15 protein-coding genes and 1 pseudogene are annotated in these 20,408 nt (G+C 70.4%); 6 read left to right on the top strand and 10 right to left on the bottom strand.

All coding sequences use genetic code 11. The features are described 5' to 3' along the window. Nucleotides 1-28: 28 nt before the first annotated feature. Nucleotides 29-1,129, bottom strand: a complete 1,101-nt coding sequence (locus tag CLV67_RS06920) for a hypothetical protein (protein ID WP_146168998.1) — start codon at nucleotides 1,127-1,129, stop codon at nucleotides 29-31. A gap of 118 nt (nucleotides 1,130-1,247) precedes the next feature. Here CLV67_RS06920 and CLV67_RS06915 point away from each other — a divergent pair, with 118 nt between their 5' ends. After that, entirely contained in the window at nucleotides 1,248-1,820 is a 573-nt protein-coding gene (locus CLV67_RS06915) for a hypothetical protein (RefSeq protein ID WP_106316290.1), read from the top strand. Nucleotides 1,821-1,871: 51 nt separating this feature from the next. Here CLV67_RS06915 and gatB read toward each other — a convergent pair whose 3' ends face one another. Continuing rightward, complete coding sequence (gene gatB, locus CLV67_RS06910) at nucleotides 1,872-3,371, bottom strand: Asp-tRNA(Asn)/Glu-tRNA(Gln) amidotransferase subunit GatB (protein WP_106316289.1); 1,500 nt, start codon at nucleotides 3,369-3,371, stop codon at nucleotides 1,872-1,874. A 174-nt stretch (nucleotides 3,372-3,545) separates the two neighbouring features. On the opposite strand from gatB, the gene CLV67_RS06905 reads away from it, so the two are divergent. From CLV67_RS06905 to CLV67_RS06885, 5 genes are all read left to right on the top strand, one after another. Beyond that, nucleotides 3,546-4,178, top strand: a complete 633-nt coding sequence (locus CLV67_RS06905) for a Crp/Fnr family transcriptional regulator (protein ID WP_170153762.1) — start codon at nucleotides 3,546-3,548, stop codon at nucleotides 4,176-4,178. Nucleotides 4,179-4,283: 105 nt separating this feature from the next. Beyond that, nucleotides 4,284-5,117: a hypothetical protein gene (locus CLV67_RS06900; RefSeq protein WP_106316287.1), complete on the top strand. Its 834-nt coding sequence runs from the start codon at nucleotides 4,284-4,286 to the stop codon at nucleotides 5,115-5,117. Continuing rightward, nucleotides 5,114-7,177, top strand: coding sequence for a hypothetical protein (locus CLV67_RS06895; RefSeq protein WP_106316286.1), 2,064 nt, complete (start codon nucleotides 5,114-5,116; stop codon nucleotides 7,175-7,177). The genes CLV67_RS06900 and CLV67_RS06895 overlap by 4 nt, the downstream gene beginning before the upstream one ends. After that, the gene (locus tag CLV67_RS06890) at nucleotides 7,178-7,945 is read left to right on the top strand and encodes a hypothetical protein (protein ID WP_106316285.1); all 768 of its coding nucleotides are present in this window, start codon (nucleotides 7,178-7,180) and stop codon (nucleotides 7,943-7,945) included. It abuts the gene before it with no gap. Nucleotides 7,946-8,002: 57 nt separating this feature from the next. Further along, the gene (locus CLV67_RS06885; RefSeq protein ID WP_106316284.1) at nucleotides 8,003-9,442 is read left to right on the top strand and encodes a M1 family metallopeptidase; all 1,440 of its coding nucleotides are present in this window, start codon (nucleotides 8,003-8,005) and stop codon (nucleotides 9,440-9,442) included. Between the two features lie 37 nt (nucleotides 9,443-9,479). On the opposite strand, the gene gatA is transcribed toward CLV67_RS06885, so the two are convergent. The 8 genes and pseudogenes from gatA to CLV67_RS06845 all read right to left on the bottom strand — a co-directional run bounded on the left by gatA (nucleotide 9,480) and on the right by CLV67_RS06845 (nucleotide 20,392). Further along, on the bottom strand, nucleotides 9,480-10,943 hold the full coding sequence (gene gatA / locus CLV67_RS06880; protein ID WP_106316283.1) for an Asp-tRNA(Asn)/Glu-tRNA(Gln) amidotransferase subunit GatA: 1,464 nt from the start codon (nucleotides 10,941-10,943) through the stop codon (nucleotides 9,480-9,482). A gap of 3 nt (nucleotides 10,944-10,946) precedes the next feature. After that, nucleotides 10,947-11,246, bottom strand: a complete 300-nt coding sequence (gene gatC, locus CLV67_RS06875; RefSeq protein WP_106316282.1) for an Asp-tRNA(Asn)/Glu-tRNA(Gln) amidotransferase subunit GatC — start codon at nucleotides 11,244-11,246, stop codon at nucleotides 10,947-10,949. Next, entirely contained in the window at nucleotides 11,219-13,285 is a 2,067-nt protein-coding gene (locus CLV67_RS06870) for a putative bifunctional diguanylate cyclase/phosphodiesterase (protein ID WP_106316281.1), read from the bottom strand. The genes gatC and CLV67_RS06870 overlap by 28 nt, the downstream gene beginning before the upstream one ends. 275 nt (nucleotides 13,286-13,560) lie before the next feature. Then, nucleotides 13,561-15,834: pseudogene (gene ligA, locus CLV67_RS06865) on the bottom strand (NAD-dependent DNA ligase LigA); the annotation flags it as partial. A 67-nt stretch (nucleotides 15,835-15,901) separates the two neighbouring features. Next, nucleotides 15,902-16,933, bottom strand: coding sequence for a methionine synthase (locus tag CLV67_RS06860; protein ID WP_106316279.1), 1,032 nt, complete (start codon nucleotides 16,931-16,933; stop codon nucleotides 15,902-15,904). Further along, the gene (mnmA, locus tag CLV67_RS06855) at nucleotides 16,890-18,008 is read right to left on the bottom strand and encodes a tRNA 2-thiouridine(34) synthase MnmA (RefSeq protein ID WP_106316278.1); all 1,119 of its coding nucleotides are present in this window, start codon (nucleotides 18,006-18,008) and stop codon (nucleotides 16,890-16,892) included. The genes CLV67_RS06860 and mnmA overlap by 44 nt, the downstream gene beginning before the upstream one ends. A 9-nt stretch (nucleotides 18,009-18,017) precedes the next feature. Beyond that, nucleotides 18,018-19,193 carry a cysteine desulfurase family protein gene (locus CLV67_RS06850; protein WP_106316277.1) on the bottom strand — a complete coding sequence of 392 codons (1,176 nt, stop codon included), beginning with the start codon at nucleotides 19,191-19,193 and terminating at the stop codon, nucleotides 18,018-18,020. Between the two features lie 266 nt (nucleotides 19,194-19,459). After that, entirely contained in the window at nucleotides 19,460-20,392 is a 933-nt protein-coding gene (locus tag CLV67_RS06845) for an electron transfer flavoprotein subunit alpha/FixB family protein (protein ID WP_106316276.1), read from the bottom strand. Nucleotides 20,393-20,408 lie beyond the last annotated feature (16 nt).

The raw sequence follows: 20,408 nt of genomic DNA, 5'->3' as shown, positions 1-20,408 counted from the left end.
GCCCGGCACGGCCATACGACACAGCCGGCTAAGGGGTTTTGCGGAGGTCGAGGGTCAGGGTGCCGGCGTCGAGGCCATCGGGATCTATCTCGACGGTGTAGGTGCCGGCCGAGGCGCTGAAGGCCAGCACCGCGGACGGCCTTGTCGCGTTCAGTTCGGCGTGGACGACATCGAGGCCGATCGGGGTACGCACCCGGAGACGGGTCGGCTCGGCGGTTGTCAGGGTGCCTCGGCGGATCGTCAGGCGAAACTGCTCGGACTCGGCGGCCGTGAACGTGACGAAGGCCCGTTCGCCGGCCTGGGCGAGCCGGAGTGAGGTGGGACGGCCGGGGGTGAGACGGGCGGTGACGGTTCCGGCCAGCTGGAGCGTCAGCGTGCCGGTGCGGTCGGTGTCCGGGTTCACCTCGACGGTGTGGGTGCCGGTCTCGGTGACGTCGAAGTCGAGGGTGCGGTGGTCGGCCTCGTACCCGACCGCTCCGGCCGTGGCCACCCCACCGGACGGGCCCCGGACCTCCAGGTTGGTGTATTCGTCCTGGGAGATCGTCCCGCGGCGCGCGACCAGGGTGAGCCGCTGCCCGGACGTCGCGGCGAAAGTGAGAAAGGCGCGTTCACCGGGCCGCGCGATGGTGACCAGGTGGGCCGGACCGCGCGGACTCAGACTGCCCGTGGCCGCCCCGGCGAGGCTCAGCAGCACGGTGCCACGATCGGCGGCGCGGGGCCGGATGTCGACCGTGTAGGTGCCGGCCGCCGGTGCGGTGAAGTCGAGGCTCACCGAGGACCAGGTGGTGATGAGGGTGCCCTCGGCCACCCGGGTGCCGCCGCGCCGGATCACCAGGTCGGTGTTGTCGGCGGCGGTGAGTGTCCGGCGCTGGGCGAGGACTGTCAGACGCCGGCCGGCTGAGACGTCGAAGGTGACGCTGCCGGCTCCCTTGAGGTCGACCAGCACACCGGGCCCGCCGACGGTGAGCCGGTCGCCGCCCATGACCGGCACGGCGGCCGCGGGAAGGCCACCTGCCGATACGGCGGCGGCAGGGGAGGCAGCCGCGGGGAAGGCGAGGGTCAACGAGGCGGCGACCAGCGCCGCACCGGTCCATCGCCGGCGGCGGAGCGCCACTGAGTGCATTGCCACCGAGGCAGATTATTCTAATTGCTGACAAAAGACTCGAAAAAGGCATTTAACCCACGCGCGCGGTTGCGGGGAGATCCACTAACGTCTCCGGCGGGCACATCGACCACGGGGAATCCACATGACCGAACGCTTCTTTCCCGAGAACCGTCCGCCACGGAGATGGGAACTCGGCACACTCGCACTGGTCCTGACAGCCGTCGTGGCATGCGTGTTCGACACCATGACGGCGGTGAACGCGGTGTTCGTCCGGCAGTATCTGCTCGACGGCGACACCCTGCCGGCGGTGGTGCGATGGTGCCTCGCCAACGACAAGGGGATCGACCTTCTCGGGTTCCTGGCGATCCTCGGTTACCTGCTCGGCTTCGTCGCCTGGCGGACCCGGACCGTCGATCACGTACGGGGCCGGGTGCCGAACCCCGCCAAGGCGATCTGGCACTGGACGATCCCGGTCTGGCTCGTGATGCTCCTCGTCCCGTTCGGCGTCCAGGAGTTCGCCTCGCTGGAGGTGAGCTCGCCCGGCTACGCGGTGCGGATCCAGGAGCTGGACATCGCCCTGCACGGCCTGCGCGGCGCCGCCGTCCTCGTTCTCCTGCTGGCCGTCTGGGTGCTCCGGCGACGGGTCCACCGGGCCTACGCCATCACCGACGGCGTCACGTGGACGCCGGTCATGCGCCCGCCCGGAATGCCGTGAGCCCGGCACCGCCGTGGCGGGACCGGGCTTCGGACGTACCGCAGAAAGATCTTAAGAAGCGCCGAGCCGGGAGAGGATGAGCTCACGCACGGTCTTGGCGTCCGCCTGGCCCCGCGTGGTCTTCATGACCGCGCCCACCAAGGCACCGGCCGCGGCCACCTTGCCGTCACGGATCTTGGCGGCGATGTCGGGGTTGGCGGCGATCGCCTCGTCGACGGCCGCGGTGAGCGCGCCGGTGTCGTTGACCACCTCGAGGCCGCGGGCGGCCATCACCTCGGCCGGGTCGCCCTCGCCGGCGACGACACCCTCGAGCACCGCGCGGGCCAGCTTGTCGTTGAGCTTGCCCTCGTCGACGAGCTTCTGCAGGGCCGCGACCTGGGCCGGGGTGGCGCCGACCGTGGACAGCTCGATGTCCAGCTCGTTGGCGCGGCGGGCCAGCTCACCCATCCACCACTTGCGGGCGCCGGCCGGGGACGCGCCCGCGGCGATGGTCTCCTCGATCAGCTCCACCGCGCCGGCGTTCGCCACCGACTGCATGTCGAGCTCGGAGATGCCCCAGTCCTCGCGGAGCCGGGCCCGCTTGGCGCTCGGCCGCTCCGGCAGCTCGCTCTTGAGCTGGGCCACCCACGCCGGGTCGGGCGCGATCGGGACCAGGTCGGGCTCGGGGAAGTAGCGGTAGTCGGTCGCGGTCTCCTTGGAGCGGCCCGGCCGGGTGTCGCCGGTGGTCTCCTGGAAGTGCCGGGTCTCCTGGAAGATCCGGGTGCCGACGTCGAGCAGGCCGGCCTGCCGGATGATCTCGGACCGGACGGCACGCTCGACCGAACGCAGCGAGTTGACGTTCTTCGTCTCGGTGCGGGTGCCCCACTCCTCGCCGGGCTTGTTCAGCGAGGTGTTGACGTCACAGCGCATCGAGCCCTGCTCCATGCGGACGTCGGAGACGCCGAGGGAGCGGATGATGTCGCGCAGCTCGGCGACGTAGGCCTTGGCGATCTCGGGCGCCTGGTCACCGAGGCCGGGGACCGGCTTCGTGACGATCTCCACCAGCGGGATGCCGGCCCGGTTGTAGTCGACGAGCGACTCGGTGGCGCCGTGGATGCGACCGGTGGCCCCGCCGACGTGCAGGGTCTTGCCGGTGTCCTCCTCGATGTGCACCCGCTCGATGCCGATCCGGTACGTCTTGCCGTCCACTTCGACGTCGACGTAACCGTCCACGCAGAGCGGCTCGTCGTACTGCGAGGTCTGGAAGTTCTTCGGCATGTCCGGGTAGAAGTAGTTCTTCCGGGCCATCCGGCACCACTCGGCGATGTCGCAGTTCAGCGCGAGGCCGATCTTGATGGTGGCCTCGATGGCCGCGCCGTTCATCGCGGGCAGCGCACCGGGCAGGGCCAGGCAGACCGGGCAGACCTGAGTGTTCGGCTCGGCGCCGAACTCGGTCTTGCAGCCGCAGAACATCTTGGTCTGCGTGCCCAGCTCGACGTGTGTCTCCAAGCCGATCACCGGCTCGTAACGGCTGGTGGCGTCTTCGTAGGACGGCAGCGCGATGGTCGTCATGTGCGGGCGGCTCCGGCTTGAGGACATCGTTACGGACAAAGGCCAAGCCTAGTCGGCCACCATGACACTCCGTCGCCGGGTTTACGACCGTTTCACCACCCCGGCGATCAAGCCCCTTGTCGGGACGTCGGACATCGACAACTATGACTTAGCGTGCACGAAGAACCACATAAGGTGACACGCTGGTCGCCCTCGGACTGGGCCGCGCTGGTGGAGAGTGGCGTTCGGCGCACCTACCTGCCAGGCCAGTACCTCCTCAGGCAGGGCGAGGAGGGCAGCTGGGTAGTCGCTTTGATCAAGGGCCGGGTACGGGTGACCTACACCGCGGCAACCGGCTCGGAGGTTCTTCTCGCGATCCGGGGACCCGGCGATCTCCTCGGTGAATTCGGCTACGGCGACCGCGAGCCCCGGTCCGCCTCCGTGATCGCCATCGAACCCTGCCTCGGCAGCCTCGTCACGGACACCCGCTTCACCGCCTGGACGGCCCTCCATCAGAACCGCCGCCACCTCGACCGATACATCCTGGCGAAGACCCGGGAGGCCGCCCGGGTCACCTGGCAGCTGACCCACTGCCGGCCCGCGCAACGGCTGGCCTCACTCGTCCTCACGGTCGTCAGCGCCGGCCGCACCGAGATCCCCGGCCCGCCGACCGTCCCCATGTCACAGGACGAGATCGCGCGCGGACTCGGCCTCGCGCGCAGCTCGATCACGCCCGTGCTCGCCGACTGGAAGCGGCGTCACATGGTGTCCATCTCCCGATCACACATCACCGTCCTCGATCTGGAGGCGATCCGTCGTGAGCTGTGACGGCCGACGCTTTACCGGCCGTACGTCCAAATCTGGACACCGCCCCCGCCCGCCGCCGCAAAGGATCGGATCTGTTCGATGCGACCGCGTTCAGAGGAGAGTCCGATGCCGGAATACCGCCCCGACGAAACCGCCGACCTGCCCGACCTGACCGCGATCCTGGTGGTCGACGCCGAGAAGTTCAGCCGCCATGACGACCGCCAGCAGGACGAACTGGCCCGCCTCATCCCCGAAGTTCTCGAGGACGCCTGCCACCGCTGCGGGCTGGAGGAGCTGTGGGAACAGCGGATGTTCCCGGACAGCACGGGGGACGGCTATCTCATCGGCTTCCCGCCCGCGTTCCTTACCCGCCTGATCGACCGGTACTTCGACAGCCTTCAGAAGGTGCTCGCGGAGAAGGCGGACCGCCTCAGGGCGCGGCAGATGCGGCTCCGGATGCGGCTGAGCGTGCACCTCGGGCCGGCCCGGGTGCTGGACGGCGTCGACTCGCCGGTCGGAACCGCCATGATCACTACGCATCGGCTGGTCGACGCCGGTCCGCTGCGCGTCCTGCTGGACCGGTCCGACCCCGACGCGACCCTGCTCGCCGTCGCCCTGTCGGAACGGGTCATGACGGACGTCGTCACGGCCGGGCACACCCGGCGGCTCAAGTCCTCCCAGTTCGTCGAGTGCCCCCTGGAGATCGCCGGGAAGGCATTCAAGACGACCGCGTTCCTGCACGTGCCGGTTGTCTCCGGCGAACTCCTCCGGACCGGGTTGATCGGCGCCTTCCCCCAGGAACCCATCGCTGTTCAGCCCTCGCCGGGCGAGCGCCGGAAGGCACCGCGTCCCGGGGTCGTGGCCGGCCGGGACGTCGACCAGTCCAGCCACACCACGAACGTCCAGGGGAATCAGTACCGGGCGGGCCGCAACCTGACGATCGGGCGGGATGCCCGGTGATCGGCGACGTGCCGCTGCCCGACGAAGCACCGGACCCGGACGATGACACGGACGTCGGCACCTACGAGGCCGGTGTCCCTCCGTGGGTGCACGCGGGCCGTGACGTGGACCAGAGCGAGCACCTGACGCAAGTGAGCGGCGACCTGGTTCAAGCCGGACGCGACGTGATCTACCAAACGATCAACAACGCGGTGGCCTCGATCTTGAAAAGACGCCACACCACCGCGAAGACCCTCGCCGAACAGCTCCGCCGGTTCCAGGCTCCGGACGGCCTGGAAGAGATGGCGTGGCGGCTGGCGACCGACCGGGTTGTGGTGCTGCTCTGCCCGGCCGCTGAACGCCACTGCGGTCAACGCGCGACGGCGGCCTATCTCGTCGATCGCATCAATACACGCGGCGCACCCCATGCCGTCCTGGACTTCCAGGAGCCGGAGACCGAGGGGGTGGAATTGGAAGAATCGGTCAACAGCGCCGCCGATGTCGCCTTCTTCTTCGATTTCGCCGGTCAGGGAAGCAGTCCCGCAACAACCGACCGCCTGCGGCAACTCGGGGTGCTGGAGGCCCGGCTGCCCGAGGCGGGTTGTGTCGCGGTGATGGCGATCCCGGACGACCTTGCCGAGGAAGCGCACAAACAGTTCCCGGGACGCACCTACAGGTTGGGGAAACCATCAGCCGAGCAGGTCTTCCGTGCCCACGCGGACCGACTCCACCCCTCCCTGACCGATGTGCTCGTGACGAACGAATGGGTCCGGAAGAGCCTGCACGACGTCTGGCCGCCACGAGCCGCCCGATTGGCGAAGCTCGCCGTTCAGGCCCACGATTCCGGCATCACCGACGCTGCGGACATCGTGCAGCACCTTCGCGGTGCCCTGTCGGATTGGCGGGAGGAGGCTCGGGAGGAGCTGCGCCGGTGCCACGACGCGGCCAGCCGAGCGCTGCTCCTGGCGGTGTCGATGCTGGAGGGCTCCGCTCCGCTCACGATCGTGGCGGCACGGGACCTGCTGCTGCGAACGAGCCGATTCCCGGTCGAACCGATCAACGTCCTGGAACGGACCGATGTCGTCACGGAGCTGCGAGCGGTGGGCGGCGCCGCCCTGAACGCGGACACCACAAGATTCACCCGGGCCGGCTTCGGGACGGCACTTCTGCATCTGGCGTGGCGTGACTACCCCGGTCTACGGCCTGTCCTGATCGAATGGCTCAACCAGCTCCCGTCGGTCATCGCCGCCCGGACCGTGAACGATCTCGACGGTCTGACTCAACGCGTCGTCGCCCTGGCGGCCCGCGACAACAGCGGACAGATCGCAGTGGAGGTGGCCCGTCGCTGGACGCGGCTGTCGCCCCGGCCGGACGCCGCACGGCGGGCCGCCGCGGTGCTCCTGCTCCGCGACGCCTGCCTCCACACGCGCATCGGCCGCGACATGCGCCACCGCGTCTATGAGCATTCCTACTACGGCAGCCAGTCGGCACGGTTCCGCGCCGCGCTTGCGGAGGCAGTTGGCTGGTGGGACGTCTCTCACCAGGCCGCGGCGATGACCCGCCTCAAGCACCTGGCCCGCGGTCCCGAGAACGAGGTGATCACCGCGGTGGTGGAAGCGGTCGTACGCCTGTCCGGCGAGATGGACATCGGGCAGTTCCTCCGGTACCTCGCCGACTGGTTCCGCGCCGGCGATCCGCGCCGCGCGGAGGTAGCGGCCGAGGCGGCTACCCGAGCCATGTCCGGAGCCGACGTGGCAAGAACCGGTCCCGGGTCGGCCACCGCCGGCCTGCTCTTCTGGCGAAGATCGCTGGACTGCTTACCCGCGGTGACGGTCGCCGGTCTCGTTCAGTCGTACCTCCGGCTCGCCGGGACGTCCCCGGACCGCAGAAGCGAGGCCGTCCAGGTGCTCTGTCGCGCGGCGGGATCAGACCTGCGCCGGGTGGGTCAGCTCTTCTACGCCACCCGCCCCCTCGACCCGGACATGGCCGGAGAAGGCCCGCTCGACGATCTGTTCCAGCAAGTACGCCTGCAACTCGACGGCATACTGCCGACCATGGCCGGCGCGGAGGAGGACATTTAGATGTACCGCTGGTTCCAGCGCTATGCGGACGAGGCCGAGAACTCTGCGGCAACCCCTGAGGCGCCCGCTCCGACCGCCAATCTCATCCTCCGGCCGGTCAGCCGCAACGACCACTTCCCATTCGAGGTCCATCTCGCGGTCCGTTACTGGATCGCGGACGGCGTTGCGGTACCCGATCCGTTTCTGGTCGCTCAGGCCGGCATCGACCGCCGAACCCGTCCGGTCACCCGCCAGTATCCGATCACGGAGACGAGCCGGGTCCGCAGAGAACTCGAGGTCGCCCTGAGCGCACAGAAGGAGGTCGAGTCCACCGGGGTCGTCGCCTGGGCGACCTGCCTCGGCGTCTCCTCGCCGACCCGGTTCGTGGAGGTCGTCCGGCGGCATGAGGAGCTGCGTCGGCAGGAGACGATCCGGGACTGGGAACGGGAGGCCGAGGAAGCCGAGATCACGTACCTGAGTCGCCTGATCGATGATCCGGCGAAGGCCACCGCCTGGTGGTTCCGCCAGCACCCGGACGAGGTTCTCCGGCTGCCGGAGATCGCGCGAATCTTCCAGACGCTGCGCGACGACCTGGCCGGACGTGCCCGGGACGAGATGGGGAGCGACGGTGACAGTTGGGACGAGATCTTCGCGGAGTTCCAGCGCCGGGCGGAACCTTCCGCGCGATACCTGCTCGGGCACCAACTCAACCGCATTCTCACCGAGCACGAACTGGGAGACCTCGCCGCCCGGGCCCGGATGCTCGACGGCGGTCTGCCTCCGGGATGAGCACCGCCGAGTCGTTCTGCACCCCATGAAGATCGATGTTCGGTGTACGGTCCGCGAATGCGTCACCCCTTCGCCACCGTCGCGGTCGCCGCGATGCTTCTCGCTACCGGCTGCACGAGTTCTCCTGAGAAGGCGGCACCGCCCGCCGAGACCTCGAAGGCACCGACGACCGACTACAGCGTGTGGACGGCCGGCCGTTCCACCCCGATCGCCGACCCGCTCTACCCGGAGAAGGGCAACGCCGGTCTGGACGTGCTGCACTACGGGCTGAAACTGGACTGGAAGCCGGACGCCCGGGTCCTCACCGGCGTCGCCACGCTGCGGATCCGGCCGGTCGCCGCCGCGCCGGAGATCAGGCTGGACTTCACCGGCCTGACCGTCGACGAGGTCACCGTCGACGGGAAGCCGGCCACGGGGACCGTCGAGAAGGCCAAGCTCGTGGTGCCGGCGCCGGTCGTCGCCGACAGGCCGGTGACGCTGACCGTGAGTTACCACGGGTCGCCGAAGCAGGTCGAGATGCCGTCGCACCGGGGGGACGCCTCCGAGGGCATCGGCATGCGGTCGTCGAAGGACGGCGTGCTCTGGACCATGCAGGAGCCGTGGGGGGCGCTCACCTGGTACCCGGTCAACGAGCACCCGTCCGACGAGGCGCTCTACGACATGGCTGTGACGGTCCCGCCGGGCTGGACGGCGGCCGCCAGTGGCACGCCGGGCAAGGTGGACGGCAACACCTTCCACTACGCCAGCACCGATCCGGTTGCCGCCTACGTGACGACCCTGGCGGTCGACAGGTACAAGCGGATCGAGCAGACCGGGCCGCGCGGGCTGAAGATCACCAACTTCGTGGTGCCGAAGACCGACGATCGCTATCTGAGCACCTTGAAGAAGACGCCGCAGCTGCTCGAGTGGCTGGAGGAGCGGCTCGGGGCGTACCCGTACCCGAGCGCCGGTGCCCTGTTGAACGGCTCGTTCTCGGCCATGGAGACGCAGCAGATGCTGAGCATGGGCCGGGAGTCGTTCCGGAGGGCCGACCTCCGCCAGTTCGAGGCCGTCCTGGTCCACGAATACGCCCACCAGTGGTTCGGCAACTCGGTCACGCCGAAGACCTGGACGGATCTGTGGCTCAACGAGGGCTTCGCAACCTACTTCCAATATCTGTACGAGATGAGGCTGTACGGCTTCGACAAGGCGTACCTGGAGAAGTACCTGCGTGAGCGCGACGCCGAGCTGCGCCGCGAGGTGGGCCCGCCCGGGAAGCCGAAGGCCGGCACCTTCGCCGAGAGCAACGTGTATCTCTGCCCGGCGGCCATGCTGAAGGAACTGAACGACGCGCTCGGCGACAAGAAGTTCTTCGCCCTGACGACGGCGTGGGCCGCGAAGAACCGCAACACCAACCAGGACCGGGCCGCGTTCATCGCGTTCGTGAACGCGGAGACCGGTAAGGACTTCACGAAACTGATCGACAGCTGGCTGGACTCGCCGAAGACGCCCGCGTGATGTGCTCGGGGGCTCTGTGGAAGAGCCCCCGAGCTTTTCAGAGCGCCGGCGGCGTGAAGGTGCCGACCGCGGACTCCAGGGCGGCGGCGACCCGGTACATCCGGTCGTCGGCCATCGTCGGAGCCATGATCTGGAAGCCGACCGGCAGGCCCTCGGAGAGACCGCAGGGGACCGAGATGGCCGGTCCGCCGTACAGGTTCGTCGGGATGGTGAACAGGTCGGCGAGGTACATCTGGTACGGGTCGCCGGTCCGCGAGCCGAACGGGAACGCCACGAACGGCGTGGTCGGCGAGACGAGCACGTCGACCTGCTCGAACGCGGCCTGGAAGTCCCGGGTGATGAGCGTGCGGACCTTCTGCGCCTGGCCGTAGTAGGCGTCGTAGTAACCCGACGACAGGGCGTAGGTGCCGAGGATGATGCGCCGCTTCACCTCGGGGCCGAAGCCCTCGTCACGGGTCAGCGACATGACCTCCTCGAGCGAACGGCTGCCGTCGTCACCGGAGCGCAGGCCGTACCGCACACCGTCGAAGCGGGCCAGGTTCGACGAGCATTCACTCGGGGCGATCAGATAGTACGCGGGAAGCGCGTACTGGAAGTTCGGGCAGGACACCTCGACGACCTCGGCACCCAGCTTGACCAGCGCTTCCAGCGACTCCCGGAACGCGGCGACCACGCCGGGCTCGGAACCGTCGCCGGCGAACTCCTTGACCAGACCCAGCTTGACGCCGGTCAGGTCACCGGTCGCGCCGAGACGGGCCGCGGCCACGACGTCCGGCACCGGCTGCGGGATCGAGGTGGAGTCGCGCGGGTCGTGCCCGGCGATCACCGCGTGCAGCAGGGCGGTGTCCTCGACGGTCCGGCCACAGGGGCCGGGCGTGTCCAGCGAGGACGAGAAGGCGATGAGGCCGTAGCGGGACGTGCCGCCGTACGTCGGCTTGGCGCCGACCGTGCCGGTGACCGCGCCCGGCTGGCGGATCGAGCCACCGGTGTCGGTGCCGATCGCGAGCGGCGCCTCGTAGGCCGCGAGCGCCGCGGCCGAGCCACCGCCCGAGCCACCCGGGATGCGGCCCAGGTCCCACGGGTTGTTCGTCGGACCGTACGCGCTGTACTCGGTGGAGGAGCCCATCGCGAACTCGTCCATGTTGGTCTTGCCGAGGATCGGCATGCCGGCGGCCTTCAGACGTTCGACGATCGTCGCGTCGTACGGCGGCTTCCAGCCCTCGAGGATCTTGGAGGCGGCCGTGGTCGGGACGCCCTTGGTCGTCACCACGTCCTTGACGGCGATCGGCACACCGGCCAGCGGCCCGGTGATCTCACCGCGGTCCACGGCTGCGGCGGCCGCCAGCGCGCCCTCCCGGTCGACGTGCAGGAACGCGTGCACCCGCTCGTCGACGGCGTCGATGCGGTCCAGGTGGGCGGTCGCCACCTCGACGGCCGACACCTCCCGCTTCGCCACGAGAGAAGCCAGTTCAGCGGCGGAGAGCCTGGTCAGGTCACTCACAGGTCAGTCCTCCTCGTCCAGGATCCGCGGCACGCGGAACCGGCCCTCATAGGCGTCCGGCGCCCCGGACAGGGCGGCCTCCTGCGCCAGGCTCGGCGTGGGGACGTCCTCGCGATACACGTTGGTCAGCGGAACCGAGTGCGAGGTCGGCGGAATGTCCTCCGCGGCCACCTCACCGACCCGGGCGACCGACTGGAGGATCACGTCGAGCTGACCCGCGAATTGGTCCAGCTCCTCCTCGGTCACGGCGAGCCGCGACAGGCGCGCCAGGTGCGCTACCTCTTCGCGGGAGATGGCGGCCATCCTGCCCCCTCGTTGCTTGACGTTGTAGATGTGCCTGCAGAGTCTATTTCGCCGCGTTTCCCGGGTCGGACCGGGCGGTACCGCGTCAGCCAGTCGGCGAGATCGGCGGCCGGCATCGGGCGTGCGTGGAACCAGCCCTGCGCGGTATGGCACCCGGCGGCGGCCAGCAGACGCCAGGTCGCCTCGTCCTCCACCCCTTCCGCGACGGCACGCAGGCCGAGGGCCTCGGCAAGACCGATAACCGATCGTACGATCGCCGCGTCGCCGCGATCGGTGGCCATGCCGAGCACGAACGAGCGGTCGATCTTGACCTCGGACAGCGGCAGCCGGCGCAGGTGCTGCAGCGACGAGTAACCGGTGCCGAAGTCGTCCAGCGAGATGGCCACGCCCATCCGGCAGAGCCGGGTGGTGGTCTCCAGGACCCGGTGCGGGTCGGCCATCAGCGCGCTCTCGGTGATCTCCAGCTGGAGCAGGTCGGCCGGCACCGCGTACCGCTCGAGGAGCGCACCGACCCGGTCGGCGATGTCACCGGCGTGCAGGTCACGGGCGCTCACGTTGACGGCGGCCCGCAACGGGGTACGCGCGGCCCGCCACGCCGCGAGCTGCGCCACCACCTCCTCGAGCACCCGGGCGGTGAGCAGGCGCATCACCGGCGTCGGCTCGGCCGCCCGCAGCAACTCCTCCGGACCGACCGTGCCCCGCTCCGGGTGCCGCCAGCGCAGTAGCGCCTCCACACCGACCACCTCGCCGGTCGCGATCGCGATCTGCGGCTGGTAGTAGAGGACTATCCCGTCGTCGGGCGGTTCCCGGCGCAGCGCGGTCCGCAGGTCGGCGACCAGGCTGAGCCGGTCGGGGGTGTGCTTGGCGGCGTCCGGCCCGTGCACCGCGACCTGGTCGCCGCGCTGTTTCGCCTCATACATCGCCGACTCGGCCTCGACCAGCAGCGTGCTGGCGTCCCGGCGGCCGGACTGCAGGGCGATCCCGATCGACGCGCTCAGCTCGACCGGGGTGCCGTCCAACGGGAACGGCCGGCTCAACGCCTCGGCCAGGTGCTGGGCGATCCGACGCGCCGAGGCCGGGTCCTCGACCCGGGTGGCGAGGACCGCGAACTCGTCGCCACCGAGCCGGACCACCAGGTCGTGGGCGGGCACCACGGCGGTCAGCCGGTCGGCGACCCGGGTCAGCAGCCGGTCGCCGGCGCCGTGCCCGAGAGCGTCGTTGACGGTGCGGAAACGGTCCAGGTCGAGCAGCAGCAGGGCACGACGGCGGTCGGGAGCCCGCTCGGCCATCGCGGTCTGCAGGGCACGCCGGTTCGGCAGGCCGGTGAGCGTGTCGAAGCGGGTGGCCCGCTCCGACTCGCCGGCCCAGCGGACCATCCGATGCACGGCGTGCAGCGCGAGCAACGCCAGCGGAAGCAGGATCGGGGTGACCAGGGCGGCGACCAGCACCACGGGGCCGAGCAGCAGCAAGGCCGCGGTGGCCAGCAGGTCGGCGTGACCGCGGCGGCGCCGGGACGGGACGCGGCCGTCCGAGGTCAGAGCCCGGACCAGACCCGCGACCGCGAGCCGGGCGGTGATCCAGGCGGCCGCCGCGGCGCAGATGACCAGGGCGTCCCACCAGTCCGGGCTCGCGTCGACCCGCAGCCGGCCCATCCCCGCCACCGCAGCGGCAGCCCCGAGCGCGGCGGTGTGCTGCAGGCCGAGGTGCACGGTCCGGCGCAGCGAGTGCCGCATCCGGGCGCCGGCCACCACGACCGCGGCCAGTTGCACCGCGATGGCCGGGGCCGCGCCCCAGGCCAGCACGACGGCGAAGCTGAAGCAGATGGACGGCAGGATCACGGCGCTGGCCCGGCGCCCGGGCACCACGTAGGGCCGGGCGTCGACCAGGATGGCGAGCAGGGCCATCATCCAGAAGGCCGGTGGCAGGGCGGCAGCCGGTCCGAGCAGCAGCGCGAGGGCGGCGACTCCGGCGGTGACCGTGGAGACGATCACCGTGCGCCGGTGACGCGGGCCGGCCGTCCGAGGGCGAGCGGCATCCATGCGACCTCCACGATGGCCTCGATCACCGATCGCATACACCATAGATCCATATGGCGCTTTTTGCCCTAAAGCACCTAAACGTTGTTAGACGCCTCTAACCTCCTGAACGTGATTTCCGTCATGATTCACCCTTCCGGGGTGGCCTCCGCGACCGCGCTGGTCGCCTCCGGCCCGGCCTCCGCGACCGCGCTGGTCGCCTCCGGCCCGGTCTCCGCAACCGCGCGGGCCGCCTCCGGCCCCTCGGTGAGCAGCACGCCGAAACCGGCCTCGTCGAGCACGGGCACCTTCAGGGCCATCGCCTTGTCGTACTTGCTGCCAGGGTTGTCCCCGACCACCACGAACCCCGTCTTCTTCGACACCGAGCCGGTCACCTTGCCGCCTCGGGACGTGATCTCCTCGGCCGCCTTGTCGCGGGTGAAGCCCGCGAGGGTCCCGGTCACCACGACGGTCAGCCCGTCGAGCGTGCGCGGCCCGGTCTCCACCCGCTCGTCGGCCATCCGGACCCCGGCGTCCCGCCATTTCCGGATGATCTCCCGGTGCCAGTCGACGGCGAACCACTCCCGCAGACTCTCCGCGATCGTCGGCCCCACCTTGTCGACGGCGGCGAGCGGGTCGACGACCTTGACCTTGCGCTTCGCCGCGGCCTTGCCCTCCGCGGCTGTCGCCACCTCAGCCGACACCTCCGCGGCTGTCGCCACCTCAGCCGACACCTCCGCGGCTGTCGCCACCTCAGCCGACGCCTCCGCGGCTGTCGTCCCCGCGGCTGTCGTCACCTCAAGCGTCGCTTGCCCGATCGCCGGCGCCGCAGCCGCCGCTTCCGCAACCCCCGCCTCCGCGGCCGGCGACTGAAGGGCCGGCGCTTCTGCGGCCGGCGCTTCGAGAGCCGGCGTCTCCGGGGCTCGGGCGATGATCTCCTCCAACGCCTCCATCGAGCCGAACTCCAGCGCCAGTGCGCCGGCCGCGTCCGGCCCGACGTGCCGGATCGACAGTCCGCGCAGGACCCGGGCGAGCGGCCGCGTCTTCGCCTCCTCGATGCTGGCCAGCATCTTGGCCGCGTTGGCGCCGAGGGTGCCGTCCTTCTTCACGAAGAACGGGGCACGCAGCAGATCCTCCTCGGTGAGGCTGAACAGATCGCCCTCGTCGAACAGCACACCCGAGTCGATCAGCGCACGCGCCGACTTCTCTCCCAGAACGTCGATGTCGAGGACGTTGCGATGACCGACGTAGGTCAGCCGCTCGCGACGCTGGCCCAGGCAATACTGCGAATTCGGGCAGCGGATGTCGATGTCGCCCTCTTTCGCCGGGGCCAGCGGCGTGCCGCAGTCGGGACACTCGGTGGGCATCACGAACGCCCGCGCGTCCGCCGGACGCAGCTCCAGCACCGGCCCGAGGATCTCCGGGATGACGTCGCCGGCCTTGCGCAGCACCACGGTGTCGCCGATCAGCACGTTCTTACGGACGACCTCCTGCGCGTTGTGCAGGGTGGCGAACTCGACCTCCGACCCGGCCACCACGACCGGCTCCACCACGGCGTAGGGAGTGACCCGGCCGGTCCGTCCCACGTTCACCGCGATGTCGAGGAGCTTGGTGGTGACCTCCTCGGGCGGATACTTGAAGGCGATCGCCCAGCGCGGCGCCCGGCTCGTCGAACCCAACCGGCCCTGGATCGAGACGTCGTCGATCTTCACCACCACGCCGTCGATGTCGTGCTCGACGGAATGTCTGTTCTTGCCGTAGAACTCGATGAACTCGCGCACCCCGGCCAGATCGTCGACCAGCCTCCACCGCGAGCTGACCGGCAGGCCCCACGCCTTCATCGCGGCATAGGCGTCCGACTGTGACGCCGGGCTGAACCCCTCGCGCGCGCCGAGCCCGTGCACCACCATGCCGAGCCCACGCGCCCCGGTGACCCGTGGGTCCTTCTGCCGCAGGCTGCCGGACGCCGCGTTACGCGGATTCATATACGTCGGTTTGCCCTGCTCGACCAGCATCGCGTTGAGCGCCGCGAACGCCTCGGCCGGGAAGTAGATCTCGCCGCGCACCTCGACCAGGTCGGGCACGTCGTCGCCGGTCAGCCGCTCCGGGATGTCGGCGATGGTCCGCACGTTGGGCGTCACGTCGTCACCGACCCGCCCGGTGCCCCGGGTGGCGGCACGGACCAGCACGCCCTTCTCATACGTCAGGTTGATCGCCAGGCCGTCGATCTTGAGCTCGCAGAGGAATCGCACCGGGCCGCCCGCGTCCCGCACGGCACGCTCGGTCCACGCCGTCAGCTCGTCGAGGTTGAACACGTTGTCCAGCGACATCATCCGCTCGGCGTGCTCGACCTTGGGGAAGTCACCGGAGGCCGTGCCGCCCACCATCTGGGTCGGCGACTCGGGCGTGCGCAGCTCAGGGAACTCCGTCTCGAGAGCCTCGAGCTCACGCAGCAGCAGGTCGAACTCGGCATCCGAGACCGTCGGGGCGTCGAGCTCGTAATAGCGGTGCTGATGCTCGCGGATCTCGTCGGCCAGCTCGGCATGCCGGGAAGATGCCTCTGGTGTAGCCACTGAACCGAACCTCCGTGTCAGGAAACCTAAGGGGCACGGTAACCCCACCCCCTGACACTTTCCGCGTTCAGACCTCGGCGATCCGGCGGCCGGCCTCCGTGCACGCCTTGAGCAACGCGCGAACGTAGCCCATCGGCGCGCCCGCCAGCCCGCACGCCGGGGTGATCACCACCTGCTCGGGCAGCCGGGCGGCAGGGAAGCCCAGGCGCCGCCACAGGGTGCTCACCCGCTCGGCGATCTGCTTCGAGTCGGGCCCACGGCCGGTCCCGGGACGGGTCGGCGCGGCACCCACGAAGATCCCCAGGCCGGCCTCGATCGCCTCGCCCAGGGGGTCCAGATCCTTGAGCAACGACAGGTCGAACGCCACGGCTGAGGCGAGGGCGTCGCGGATCACCTGCAACGGGAACTCAGGGGCACAGCAGTGCACGATCACCGGCGTGTCGACGGCCTCGACCAGACCGCGCAGGCGGGTGGCCGCGTCGGGCCCGTCGACCTCCCGGTACGCGCTCAGCCCGCTCTCGGTCGGCACCCGGCCGGCCAGCACCGACGGCAACGACGGCTCGTCCAGCTGGAGCAGCACGGTCGCCCTCGGCACCCGTTTGCGCACCTCGGCCACGTGCCGGCGCAGACCCTCGGCCAGCGAGTCGGTCAGGTCGCGCACAGCGCCCGGGTCGCGCAGCATCCGGCCGCCGATGGGCAGGTCCAGGTTCGCGGCGAGGGTCCACGGGCCGGCCGCCTGGATCTTCAGCGGGCCCGAGTACCCGTCAGCCTGCTCGGTCAGCTCATCGAGGTCCCGTTCCAGCAGGTCAGCCGTACGCCGAAGGTCCTTGCCCGGTTTTGAACTGATCTGCCACCGACCGGCATAGACCTGGACCGGCATCTCGACCAGGAATCCGGCGGTCCGCCCGATCATGTCGGCGCCCGGGCCGCGTTCCGGCAGCTCGGCCAGGTGCGGCAGGCCGGGCAGCTCGCCCAGCACGATCCGCTGGGCCTCGGCGATGTCGATACCCGGCAGCGACCCGATGCCGGTCGCCGTGCCCGGGGCCCACGGGAAGTCAGGCACGCGTCGCCGCCTGCTCAGCCACGAGGGCACCCGCATCCGACCTGATGCCTTCGGCGATCGTCGCCGAGCCGAGCACGATGTCGCCGTCCGGGTCGGGCCGGTACGCCACGATCGCCTGACCGGCGGCCACTCCGCGCGCCGGCGATCTCAAGGTCGCCACCAGCGCGTCCCCGGTGACCGACACGGATGCTCCGACGACCTCGCCGTGCGCCCTGAGCTGGACCTCACAGTCGACCTCGGAAGCCGGGTCGTGCCAGATCGGCCGGTCGGCGCTGACGACGTCGACGAGAAGGTCCTCGCGGGGCCCCACGGTCACCGTGTTGGACACCGGCGTGATCGACAGCACGTAGCGCGGGCGGCCGTCGGCGGCCGGAACCCGCAGGTCGAGGCCCTTGCGCTGGCCGATCGTGAAGCCGTACGCCCCGTTGTGGGTCCCCAGTCTCTCGCCGGTCCGACCGTCCACGATGTCGCCGGGCGCCGACCCGAGCCGGCTCTCCAGGAACCCGCGGGTGTCGCCGTCGGAGATGAAGCAGATGTCGTGGGAGTCGGGCTTGTCGGCGACGGCCAGGCCACGCTCGGCGGCCTCGGCCCGGACGCGCTCCTTCGTCGAGTCGCCCAGCGGGAAGATCGCCCGGTCCAGCTGCTGCCGGGTCAGCACCGCCAGCACGTAGGACTGGTCCTTCGGCAGGTCGACACTGCGGCGCAGCAGGCCGTCGGCACCGAGCCGGGCGTGGTGGCCGGTGACGACCGCGTCGAAGCCGAGCGCGACCGCCCGGTCCAGTACCGCAGCGAACTTGATCTTCTCGTTGCAGCGCAGGCACGGGTTGGGGGTACGGCCCGCCGCGTACTCGTTCACGAAGTCGTCGACCACGCTGTCGTGGAACTCCTCCGCCATGTCCCAGACATAGAACGGGATGCCGATCACATCGGCGGCCCGGCGGGCGTCGCGCGAGTCCTCCAGCGTGCAGCAGCCGCGGGCGCCTGTCCGGAACGTCTGTGGATTACGCGCAAGAGCCAGGTGCACACCGGTGACGTCATGGCCGGCATCCCGGGCGCGCGCGGCAGCGACCGCGGAGTCGACACCGCCCGACATAGCCGCAAGAACTCGCATGGAGCAAGCCTATCTGGGAGTCTTCCAGGCCCCCGCCCGCCTGGCCCGCTCGACGGCTCCCGGCAGCGCCACCATCAGCGCGTCCACATCCGCCTTGGTGCTGTCGTGCCCCAGGCTGAACCGCAGCGACGACCGCGCCCGCCCGTCGTCGGCCCCCATCGCGAGCAGCACGTGGCTCGGCTGGGCCACGCCGGCCGAGCAGGCCGAGCCCGTCGAGCAGTAGACACCCTGCGCGTCCAGGAGCAGCAGCAGCGCGTCGCCCTCGCAGCCCGGGAAGGAGAAGTGCGCGTTGCCCGGCAGCCGGCTCTCCGGGTCACCGTTGAGGATCGCCTCGGGAATCGCGGCCCGCACCCGTTGCACCAGGTCGTCACGCAGCGCCGCGACCCGCACGGTGTACTCCTCGCGCTCGGCGACCGCGGCCTCGACCGCCGTGGCGAACGCGACCACGCCCGGTGTGTCCAGCGTGCCGGAGCGGACGTCGCGTTCCTGGCCGCCGCCGTGCAGCAGGGGTGTGCACGGCACGTCCCGGCCCAGCAGCAGCGCGCCCACCCCGACCGGGCCGCCGACCTTGTGCCCGGTCAGCGTCAGCGCCGCGGCGCCGCTGGCCGCGAAGTCGACAGGTGTCTGCCCGACCGCCTGCACGGCGTCGGTGTGAAAAGGCACACCCGCCGCGGCCGCGATCGCCGCCAGGTCGGCCACCGGCTGAATCGTGCCCACCTCGTTGTTGGCCCACTGCACGCTGACCACGGCGATCTCGTCACCGTGCGCCCGGATCAGCTCGGCGAATCCGTCCGGATCCACCCGCCCGAACCCGTCCACCGGCTGCAGTGTGACTTCGGCCTCCTCGTGCCGGCCGAGCCACTCGACCGCGTCCAGCACGGCGTGGTGCTCGACCGCCGAGGCGACCACCCGGCGCAGTCGTGGATCGGCCTCCCGGCGCGCCCAGAAGATCCCCTTGGCCGCCAGATTGTCCGCCTCGGTGCCGCCACCGGTGAACACCACCTCGGACGGCCGCGCACCCAGTGCGGCGGCGATCCGCTCCCGCGACTCCTCCACCAGCCGCCGAGCGCCACGACCAGCCGCATGCAGGGAAGACGGGTTCCCAAGCTCACGCGCCGCCGCGACGTAGGCGTCGAGCGCGGCGGGGAGCATCGGCGTGGTCGCCGCATGATCGAGGTAGGCCATCATCTCCAGCTTAGGCCGTCCCGCGACCGGCTCCCCCAGCCCGCCCGGGAAGATCAACGTCAAACTTCTGCTGCGGTACGGCTACGTCACTCCGACCGCAATCCCCGCGTACCCGGGCTCCGCAGCGACGTGGCTGCCCACTCCCGCTCCGCGGCGCCCCCGCCGGGCTGCTGCCCACTCACCGGACCCGGGATCCGCGTAGGGCGTACCGCGGGAAAAGCCGAACGACCCGGCGGAGGACCGCCGGGCCGTTCGAGACGCCGGTTCTACTTGCGCTTGCGAATCTCGTCGGCCGCCTGCGGGACGACCTTGAAGAGGTCGCCGACGACGCCGTAGTCGGCCAGCTCGAAGATCGGGGCCTCGGCGTCCTTGTTGACCGCCACGATCGTCTTCGAGGTCTGCATGCCGGCCCGGTGCTGGATCGCGCCGGAGATGCCGAGCGCGACGTACAGCTGCGGGGACACCGTCTTGCCGGTCTGCCCGACCTGGAACTGGTGCGGGTAGTAGCCCGAGTCGACGGCCGCGCGGGAGGCGCCGACCGCGCCGCCGAGCAGGTCGGCGAGCTCCTCGACCAGCTTGAAGTTGTCGGCGTTGCCGACGCCGCGGCCGCCGGAGACGACGATGCCGGCCTCGGTGAGCTCGGGGCGGGAGCCCTTCTGCTCGGCGACCCGCTCGACGACCTTGGTCAGCTTGTCGGCGTCGGTGACCGCCACGGTCAGCTGCTCGACGGCCGGGGTGGCGGCGGAGGGAGCCGGGGTGACCGAGTTGGGGCGGACGGTCACGATCGGGATGCCCTTGGTGACCTTGGACTTGACGATCGTGGAGCCGGCAAAGACCACCTGGGTGGCGGTGCCGTCTGCGGCGACCTCGACCGCGTCGGTGAGCAGGCCGTTGTCCAGCTTGATCGCCAGACGACCGGCGATCTCCTTGCCCTCCTGGGTGGAGGCCAGCAGCACGGCGGCCGGCTGCACCTGCTTCACCAGCTCGGCGACCACGGTGGCCTTGGGAGCGACCAGGTAGCCGTCGACGTCCTCACCGGACGCGACGTAGATCTTCTCGGCACCGAACTCCCCGAGCTTGGCGGTGTCGGCCTCCCCGAACACGACCGCCGAGACGGACCCGAGTCCACGGGCGATCGTCAGCATCTCGAGGGTGACCTTCTTGACGCCGTTCTCGACGACGACGAGTACTTCAGCCATGTCTCTATCCCCTCGG

It is taken from the genome of Actinoplanes italicus (assembly GCF_003001815.1).
GTDB lineage: Bacteria > Actinomycetota > Actinomycetes > Mycobacteriales > Micromonosporaceae > Actinoplanes > Actinoplanes italicus.
Note: the sequence above shows the minus strand (reverse complement) of the source record. Positions and strands in the feature narration are given on the sequence as shown.